This window comes from Pantoea sp. CTOTU50773, assembly GCF_032082325.1.
In the GTDB taxonomy this organism is placed as follows: domain Bacteria; phylum Pseudomonadota; class Gammaproteobacteria; order Enterobacterales; family Enterobacteriaceae; genus Pantoea; species Pantoea communis.
Genome location: NZ_DAMDQC010000186.1, coordinates 1 through 7865 on the forward strand (window position 1 = coordinate 1; position 7865 = coordinate 7865).

Sequence of the window (7865 nt, forward strand, 5' to 3'; positions counted from 1 at the left end):
GGCTTACCGTGAATCTGTGCTGCCTAAAGCGGTGGCCGCGCGTGTGGCGATCGAAGCCGGTATCGCCGATTACTGGTTCAAGTACACCGGTCTGCACGGCGCGATTGTCGGCATGACCACTTTCGGCGAATCCGCGCCAGCGGAGCTGCTGTTCAAAGAGTTTGGTTTCACCGTGGAAAACGTGGTTCAAACGGCGAAATCGATTCTGTAAATGGTCAACGCCAGAAATGGCGTGCGCCTGGCTACATAAGATGTGAGATGCCTCCAGGGGCGGCAAGAATGCCGCCCTTTTTCAGCCATTTCAACACAGCACTGATTTCCCGCTCGACGTGACATCATCAATGGCCTCCTCTGGTTGCAGGATGCGCACCTGACTCAACACGAAAATCACTCCGCTTATCTTTGCATCCGAATCAGCGTATTCTGTCCTCCGCTTGCCCTTTTCTCACGGAACTGGAGGAAACATGTCCACCTTACGTTTGCTGATCTCTGATTCACACGATCCCTGGTTTAACCTCGCGGTGGAAGAGTGCATCTTCCGTCAGATGCCCACCACGCAGCGCGTATTGTTCTTATGGCAGAACGCTGAAACGGTGGTGATTGGCCGCGCGCAAAACCCGTGGAAAGAGTGCAACACGCGTCGGATGGCGGAAGATGGCATCAAACTGGCGCGACGCAGCAGCGGCGGCGGTGCGGTGTTTCATGATTTGGGCAACGCCTGTTTCACCTTTATGGCCGGTAAACCGGAGTATGACAAAACCGTCTCGACGGCGATTATTTTGCAGGCGCTTGAGAAGCTGGGTATGCGCGCCGAAGCCTCCGGTCGCAATGACATCGTGGTCAATGTGAATGGCGATATGCGTAAGATTTCCGGTTCCGCCTATCGTGAAACGCCGGATCGCGGTTTTCACCACGGCACTTTCCTGATGAGCGCCGATCTGTCGCGCCTTGCCGATTACCTCAACCCGGACATCAAAAAGCTTCAGGCCAAAGGGATCACCTCGGTGCGTTCCCGCGTGGCGAACATCGCGGATTTTATTCCTGATATCCGGTTTGCAGACATCCGTCGTGAGGTGATTGCGGCTTACTTCGCGCATTACCATGAAACCTGCGAGCCCGAGTTTATTTCACCGGAAGCCCTGCCTGACCTTCCCGGCTTTAAGGCGCAGTTCGCCCGCCAGAGCAGCTGGGAGTGGAATTTTGGTCAGGCGCCTGATTTCTCACATCTGCTGCAGGAACGTTTTGTCTGGGGTGGCGTTGAGATTCACTTTGACGTTGAGCGTGGCACCATTACCCGCAGTCAAATTTTCACCGATAGCCTCAATCCCGCACCGCTAGAAACGCTGGCGATGCAGTTGCACGGTGTGGCGTATCGACCGGAGTCACTGCAGGCTGAAATGCAGAAACTGATTGCGGCGTTTCCGGAACAGCAGAAGGAACTCACCGAACTAACAAACTGGCTGGTGAACAGCATCAGATAAGGTGGCGCTGCACCAGCGCCTCAATGAGTCCCTGCAGTTCCTTTACGCCATCCAGCTGCCGGATATCGCCACACACTACAGCGTTTGAGAGGGCGTCTGCCGCGCCCAGTAAACCCCACAGGCTGGATTGCGGCAGCTTCGCCTCAGCAAACCACAGACGTAACTTCGCCATGAAATCGAGTTGGTATTTGCGCTTCACTTCAGCCAGTTCTGGCGAGCTATTGAGTGCTGACAGCACATCGGGAATTTCGCGCCCTTGTGTCAGTACACAGTTCACGTAACAAGCGGCTACCGTGCTGGCGCGTTCTGCCAGATCGTCTCCCGCTTTTGCCATCGCCGCGTCAATGACAGCGTTTTGCCGCACATCGAAGTCCTCATACAGCGCAGCGAGCAAACCGTGGCGAGTGCCAAAATGCTCATACACCACAGGCTTGCTGACACCCGCTTCAATGGCCACTCGCCCAAGAGTAAGGGCATCGCTGCCCTGCTCTCGCACCAGATTCCACGCTGTGTTCATCAGCTGCTCGCGGCGGGCGTCAAAGGTCATACGCTGGCGCGTTGGTGAGTTCATGCAGGTTCCTTCAAAGTGAAAAGTCGCTGCCCCAGTTGCCGGGCAAGCGCGTAATGCGCATCAGGATAACCCTCATCGGACGGCAACAACAGTTCGCTGGTGACTACCGGCGCGCCGCAATAACCAAATATTCCCTCATCGATCTGATTGCGCATACTGCTGAAATAGCCGCGACGCAGGTAAGTGCGCGTATTCGCCGCACCCAGTGCCAGCAGATGCACCTGCAGATGACCTAACTTTTTGATGACCTTTTCGCCGGTGTCGTCGTACGCCCAGCCCTGGGTAAACACGCGGTCAATCCACCCTTTTAACTGTGCCGGGAAAGACCACCAGTAAATCGGATACACCAATACCAACGCATCGGCACGATTGAGACGCTGCTGTTCGGCCAATACATCCTGAGGCGAAACGGTTCCCGATTTGAACTGTTCGACATCCGCCTGATTGAAGCGTGGATCAAAGTGCTCAGCCGCTAAATCGGCGATTTCAACACTGTGTTGGCCGCTCGCTGAAATGCCTTTAACCAGCTGTTCAACCACAGCATGGGTGTGTGAGTGATGGTCTGGATGAGCTGTAACGATAAGCGTGTGCATGGGGTTAACCTCCGACAATGATTGACCTACCATTGGTAACTTACTGGTGGTAGGTTGTCAATTGTTCGTTTGCTGTGTGAGTTCAGTGTGTAATACCGTTTGGTGGGAATGGTGGGTGCTCAGGTGATGACGCAATCTGGAGCCACGGTGGGTTTCGTCTAAACGGGCACCATATGAATGGCGGTAGCGCCTCTGATGCTGCAAGGGCTATCCGCAGCGCTGAGGCTTTTACGTTGGGCCAGGAGATCCACGCAGGGATGCGTGGATCAGTTCGGGGCCGGCCAGGGATGGTCGATCCCCGAACGTTCCGTCGGCACGACGTGTAAGCCGAGGGCACCGCGTCAGCGGCGCGAGGACTGCCCGGCAGCAGCAGAGGTGCTACGGCCCGCACTAGCGCACATAAAAAGCTGCCATTGATTTAACTGTGGCAGCCTGCACTCACACAAACGTGACGCCGTCACTCACCAAAAATGCAATCACTGTCGCGTCACGCTCGCCTTGGACTGCAGGCAATGCGCCCTGCTCGCTGATAGAATCCCCCTGCAACAGCCGCTCCTCGCCAACAGTCACAATGCCATCCAGCAAGGTCAGCCATGTTGAGTAACCGGCAAGATGTGGCACCTCAACCTGTGCGCCCCGCTCCACTTTCAGATCATAAATAAACACCTCCTGACCCAACGGCAGCGGTGCGTCGCTAGTTTCGGGTCCCGCCAGCAATGTCCAGGCGTTGAGCGGCACCCCATCAGCGCGAGTAAAATCCAGGGTGCGTGGTGCACCGCCGCTTTTGGCCGGACGGATATAAGCCTGCAACATCTCGGTTTCAACAAAAGGCGCAGACTCTTCATAACGCACGCCACTTCCTGCACTCACCACCATGGCGCGTTTGGCATTCAGCGCGGTTTTGTCGCCATTTTCAGCAAGGTGCTGCGCCGAACCACGCCAGACGTAGCTGAAAATCTCTTCGTCCTGACGGCTGTGCATCGGAATACGCGCATCCATTTTCAACGACATCTGATCAATAATCGTCAGCGGGCCAAAAGCCTCGCCAGGCCGTTGCCGGCGGATGGTAAAGGGACCGTATTCAAACAGTTGGTCACGCTGGGCACGCATTACGTTCATAATTTGCTCCTCAAAATGTGGCTATGCTCATCATGATAGCGACAAGAAAATCCCTGAACAGGTGTGCAATTTGCTCACTTAAGTCAAAATTTTTGAATATTGATAACTAACAGCAATAATAAGAAAAAGAAACAATCTAAAGAACGCAACTATTTAGCATTCAGGATTAGTCAGGCTGCTTGTTTTTGCGTAAAATACGCTTTTCCGTGATGAGTAAATAACATGAATCGCAGCGAACAGATTCTTGATGCAGCTGAACAGTGCATGCGCCTAAAAGGGTTTCATCAAACGTCTATTCAGAATATTGCCAGCCAGGCAAATGTTAGCATTGGTTTAATTTATAAATATTATAAAAACAAAGATGCCATTATCGAAGCGCTGGTGACCAATGTGGTGCAACGCATGATCGCATTATTAAACGCTGATTTTGAACGAATTGCCCATGCGGGAGGCGTCACGCATTCGGTGCAGGACATTGTGCCGCCCGAAGTTGAGCACAGTATTGTCTTGTTGATGGAAGTCTCATCTGAAGCCACACGTAACGAGCGTATTCGTCAGATAATGAATGATGCGTGGTTGGTATTAAAAAACAACTTTATTGCTCAGGAGCAGACGCTCAATCCGGCGCTGAAAGCCTACGTCATCAACACCCGACTGCATATCATCTCTCTGGTGATTGATGGGATGATCATTCGCCGTTGCATGAAACAACGTGACGTGCCCGACGGATTTATGCCCTTTTTTGATGCCATCACGCGTGACATCAATCAGCATGATATGGCCTGAAATCAGCCAAACAAATGATGTGTGAGAATGCCATTAATCCTGCCCTGTTCGTGATGATCCAGGTTCTTATCACCAAATGCGCGGCAGGCAACACCGTCTACCATCATTAACAAAAATTGGATACGCTCATTACGCTGCTGTGGACTCACTTGAGCATACTGGCGGCTAAACGCTTTTTCCAAATCAGCAATCAATAGCTGTTCTTCTTGTGCCAAAACTTCCCGCACAGATTGATTACGCGACGCTTCCGAATACATCTCCAGTAATAAGCAGCGGTCCTGATAGGGCCAGTCCTGCCAAAATGGCGATTCCGCATCAATAATATCGCGGGTGCTGCTTTGCTTCGGCAGATTATCTTGTAAAAAAACACGCCAACTCGTGGCGATACTTTTAATCGTTTCACTGACGATGAATTCTTTGCTCTCGAAATAACGATATATCTGCCCTGCACCCAAACCTGATTCCCGGCTTATATCAGCCATGCTCGCCCCGTGAAAACCGGAGCGACTAAAACATATTTTTGCAGCGGCAATAATTATTTGCTGTCGCTGTCGCACGAAGGCGTCATTCTCTGATTTGCTCAACATAACTCCTAAAAGTGGCCGGCGCGTTATTATTGTTTTTTCCTATCATACGCGAAGGGATTTATAGCCGATATGCTGGCTATAAATCCGGTTACATTTTTCCCCAGGTCGCTAACGCATCGACCCGGGGCGATCATCACAGTTTCAGTTCAGATTCTTTCAACGCAGTACCACCACCCATCACTTTGTAGAAAGTATTGAGGTTCTGGTAGTAAGCCTGCTCAACGCTCACCAGGCTGGTGCGTGCTGTATACAGCGTGCGCTGTGCAGTTAACGCATTCAGATAGGTATCCACACCATTTTGATAGCGCAGATCTGCCAGGTGGTAATAGGTTTGCGAAGCAGCAACATTATTACGCTGACTGGTCAGCTGATCGTTGATGGTGCCGCGTCGTGCCAACGCATCGGCCACTTCTGAGAACGCCGTTTGGACCGCCTTCTCATACACCGCCACGTAATACTCTTTCTGCGCTTTGGTGTAGTTGAGGTAGGAAACGTTGTAGCCGCCTTTGAAAATCGGCAGCGAGATACTTGGGGCAAACGACCAGATTCCCGCACCGTTCTTGAACAGCGAAGACAAATCTGAACTGCCCACCCCACCGCTGGCGGTGAGGGAGATGCTTGGGAAGAAGTTAGCGCGTGCCGCCCCGATATTGGCATTAGCGGCTTTTAAGTTGTGCTCTGCCTGCAACACGTCCGGGCGATTATTCAGTGCATCCGATGACACGCCAGCAGGTACGGCTTTCAATGCATCGCCAATGGACTCAATGCTTTCAGGCAACAAATTATCTGGCACGCTTTTGCCTACCACCAGATCCAGCGCGTTTTTATCCTGCGCCACGCTGGTGGTGTAACTGGCCACATCCGCCTGAGCAGATTGATAAGTGGTCTCTGCTGACGCGACATCCACCATCGAATCCACACCGTTCTCCAGACGCTTGCGCGTCACTTCCAGTGACTGACGCGCACTCTCTGCCGTCTCTTTAGCGATCGCCAGATTGCTGCGATCGGCGGCCAGCTGCAGCCAGTAATCCACGGTGTTATACAGCACCGTCAGGCGCGTACTGCGGGCGCCCTCCAGCGTGCCGAGATAAGTTTCATACTGCTGGCGCGACAGACTCTGGTTCTTGCCAAACAGATCCAATTCAAACGAGCTGACGCTGCCCTCGGCTGAATAGGTATTGCTGAGCGCAGTTTGATTTCCCTCCCCGGTTAGCGCGCGTGAACGTGTGCCGCTCACGCCAGCGCTCAGGCTGGGGAACAAATCGGCACGCTGCTCACCATACTGAGCATGAGCCGATTTCACACTGGCGACCGCTTCACGCAGATCGCGGCTGCTGTCCAGCGCCATCGTCACCACCTGGCGCAGCTTCGCATCCAGCACATAATCCTGCCAGCTGATATCACGATAGTTAGCCGGTGTGCCTTGTAACGTCCGATAGGCATCGCCGGTGGGCGCGGTGGTATTCACCGCATCCTTTGGCCGATCGTAATGCGGATCGAGAGATACGCAACCCGCAAGGAAACACGGCAAAAACACCATTAAAAGTTTTGCAGACATATTACTCCTCCGCCTTCACAGCAGATTCGGTTGACTGTGCATCGTCATGCGGAATCGCCGGGAAAACGCGACGGACCAGAACAAAGAACAGCGGTACAAAGAAGATGGCCAGCAAGGTCGCGGTCAGGGTGCCGCCGATAATGCCGGTGCCGATAGCGATACGGCTGTTCGCCCCCGCACCGGTGGAAATCGCCAATGGCAGTACCCCAGCGGTAAACGCCAGCGAAGTCATGATGATCGGACGCAAACGCATGGTGGCGGCATGCACCGCGGCTTTCACCAGGTTCTCACCCTTGCGATAGTTCTCCTCAGCGAATTCCACGATCAAAATCGCGTTCTTGGCCGAGAGACCAATGATGGTCAATAACGCTACCTGGAAATAGACGTCGTTTTCCAGACCGCGTAGCGTAATGGCCAGCAAGGAACCGATGACGCCCAACGGCACCACCATCATCACCGAGAACGGCACTGACCAACTTTCATACAGCGCGGCCAGACACAGGAACACCACAATCAGGGAGATGCCATACAACGACATTGCCTGGTTGCCGGAGAGTTTTTCCTGATAAGAGAGGCCGCTCCATGCATAGGTGGTACCGGTTGGCAGTTTGGCCGCCAGTTTTTCCATAGCGGTGATGGCATCGCCGGAACTCTTGCCCGATGCTGAAGATCCTTCAATCTCATAGGAAGCCAGGCCGTTATAACGTGACAGCACATCTGGACCGTAAGCCCATTTTGAGGAGGCGAATGACGAGAACGGCACCATAGTGGTGTTGCTGCTGCTATCCGTTCCGCGCACGTACCATTGATCGATATCTTCAGGCTTACTGCGGAATTGCTGATCGCCCTGCATGTAAACCTTCTTCACGCGACCGCGGTCGGTGAAGTCGTTGACGTAACTGCCGCCAATCGCTGCACTCAAGGTGGTATTGATGTCACTGATGGTCAGGCCCAGTGACTGCGCTTTGGCATCATCAATACTCACATCCAGCTGAGGCAAATCGGGTAACGAGTTGGCACGCACCGCGCTCAACACCGGATCCTGATTGGCTTCAGCGATCAGCTGGTTACGCATCTTCAGCAGTTGGTCACGATCGGTTGAGCCGCGTGCTTGCAGTTCAAAAGTAAAGCCGTTGGACTGGCCAAATCCCGAGACTGCAGGCGGTGACA

9 protein-coding genes are annotated in these 7865 nt (G+C 53.3%); 3 read left to right on the forward strand and 6 right to left on the reverse strand.

Features of this window, described 5'->3' with window-relative positions:
- Nucleotides 1-211 (forward strand): transketolase-like TK C-terminal-containing protein (locus RT340_RS20345; RefSeq protein WP_409566172.1); only part of this gene is annotated, 211 nt, incomplete at its 5' end.
- A 253-nt stretch (nucleotides 212-464) separates the two neighbouring features.
- Nucleotides 465-1481, forward strand: coding sequence for a lipoate--protein ligase A (locus tag RT340_RS20350; protein WP_058959936.1), 1017 nt, complete (start codon nucleotides 465-467; stop codon nucleotides 1479-1481).
- Here RT340_RS20350 and RT340_RS20355 read toward each other — a convergent pair.
- The 3 genes from RT340_RS20355 to RT340_RS20365 form a co-directional block, all read right to left on the reverse strand.
- On the reverse strand, nucleotides 1474-2052 hold the full coding sequence (locus tag RT340_RS20355; RefSeq protein ID WP_097117160.1) for a TetR/AcrR family transcriptional regulator: 579 nt from the start codon (nucleotides 2050-2052) through the stop codon (nucleotides 1474-1476). The two genes, RT340_RS20350 and RT340_RS20355, sit on opposite strands and share 8 nt — an antisense overlap.
- Nucleotides 2049-2645 carry an NAD(P)H-dependent oxidoreductase gene (locus RT340_RS20360; RefSeq protein WP_313377587.1) on the reverse strand — a complete coding sequence of 199 codons (597 nt, stop codon included), beginning with the start codon at nucleotides 2643-2645 and terminating at the stop codon, nucleotides 2049-2051. Before RT340_RS20360 ends, RT340_RS20355 begins: the two co-directional genes overlap by 4 nt.
- Before the next feature lie 438 nt (nucleotides 2646-3083).
- Nucleotides 3084-3764, reverse strand: a complete 681-nt coding sequence (locus RT340_RS20365) for a pirin family protein (protein ID WP_211727902.1) — start codon at nucleotides 3762-3764, stop codon at nucleotides 3084-3086.
- A 222-nt stretch (nucleotides 3765-3986) separates the two neighbouring features.
- Here RT340_RS20365 and RT340_RS20370 point away from each other — a divergent pair, with 222 nt between their 5' ends.
- On the forward strand, nucleotides 3987-4550 hold the full coding sequence (locus RT340_RS20370; protein ID WP_313377588.1) for a helix-turn-helix domain-containing protein: 564 nt from the start codon (nucleotides 3987-3989) through the stop codon (nucleotides 4548-4550).
- Between the two features lie 2 nt (nucleotides 4551-4552).
- On the opposite strand, the gene RT340_RS20375 is transcribed toward RT340_RS20370, so the two are convergent.
- From RT340_RS20375 to RT340_RS20385, 3 genes are all read right to left on the reverse strand, one after another.
- Complete coding sequence (locus RT340_RS20375) at nucleotides 4553-5137, reverse strand: TetR/AcrR family transcriptional regulator (protein WP_283215180.1); 585 nt, start codon at nucleotides 5135-5137, stop codon at nucleotides 4553-4555.
- Nucleotides 5138-5270: 133 nt separating this feature from the next.
- The gene (locus tag RT340_RS20380; RefSeq protein ID WP_283215179.1) at nucleotides 5271-6695 is read right to left on the reverse strand and encodes an efflux transporter outer membrane subunit; all 1425 of its coding nucleotides are present in this window, start codon (nucleotides 6693-6695) and stop codon (nucleotides 5271-5273) included.
- A 1-nt stretch (nucleotide 6696) separates the two neighbouring features.
- Nucleotides 6697-7865 (reverse strand): efflux RND transporter permease subunit (locus RT340_RS20385; protein ID WP_313377589.1); only part of this gene is annotated, 1169 nt, incomplete at its 5' end.

Bases quoted from the DNA above. Each gene is read 5' to 3' on its own strand.
- RT340_RS20350 (WP_058959936.1), top strand. From the start codon at position 465: ATGTCCACCTTACGTTTGCTGATCTCTGATTCACACGATCCCTGGTTT.
- RT340_RS20355 (WP_097117160.1), bottom strand. From the start codon at position 2,052: ATGAACTCACCAACGCGCCAGCGTATGACCTTTGACGCCCGCCGCGAG.
- RT340_RS20365 (WP_211727902.1), bottom strand. From the start codon at position 3,764: ATGAACGTAATGCGTGCCCAGCGTGACCAACTGTTTGAATACGGTCCC.
- RT340_RS20370 (WP_313377588.1), top strand. From the start codon at position 3,987: ATGAATCGCAGCGAACAGATTCTTGATGCAGCTGAACAGTGCATGCGC.
- RT340_RS20375 (WP_283215180.1), bottom strand. From the start codon at position 5,137: ATGTTGAGCAAATCAGAGAATGACGCCTTCGTGCGACAGCGACAGCAA.
- RT340_RS20380 (WP_283215179.1), bottom strand. From the start codon at position 6,695: ATGTCTGCAAAACTTTTAATGGTGTTTTTGCCGTGTTTCCTTGCGGGT.
- RT340_RS20360 (WP_313377587.1), bottom strand. From the start codon at position 2,645: ATGCACACGCTTATCGTTACAGCTCATCCAGACCATCACTCACACACC.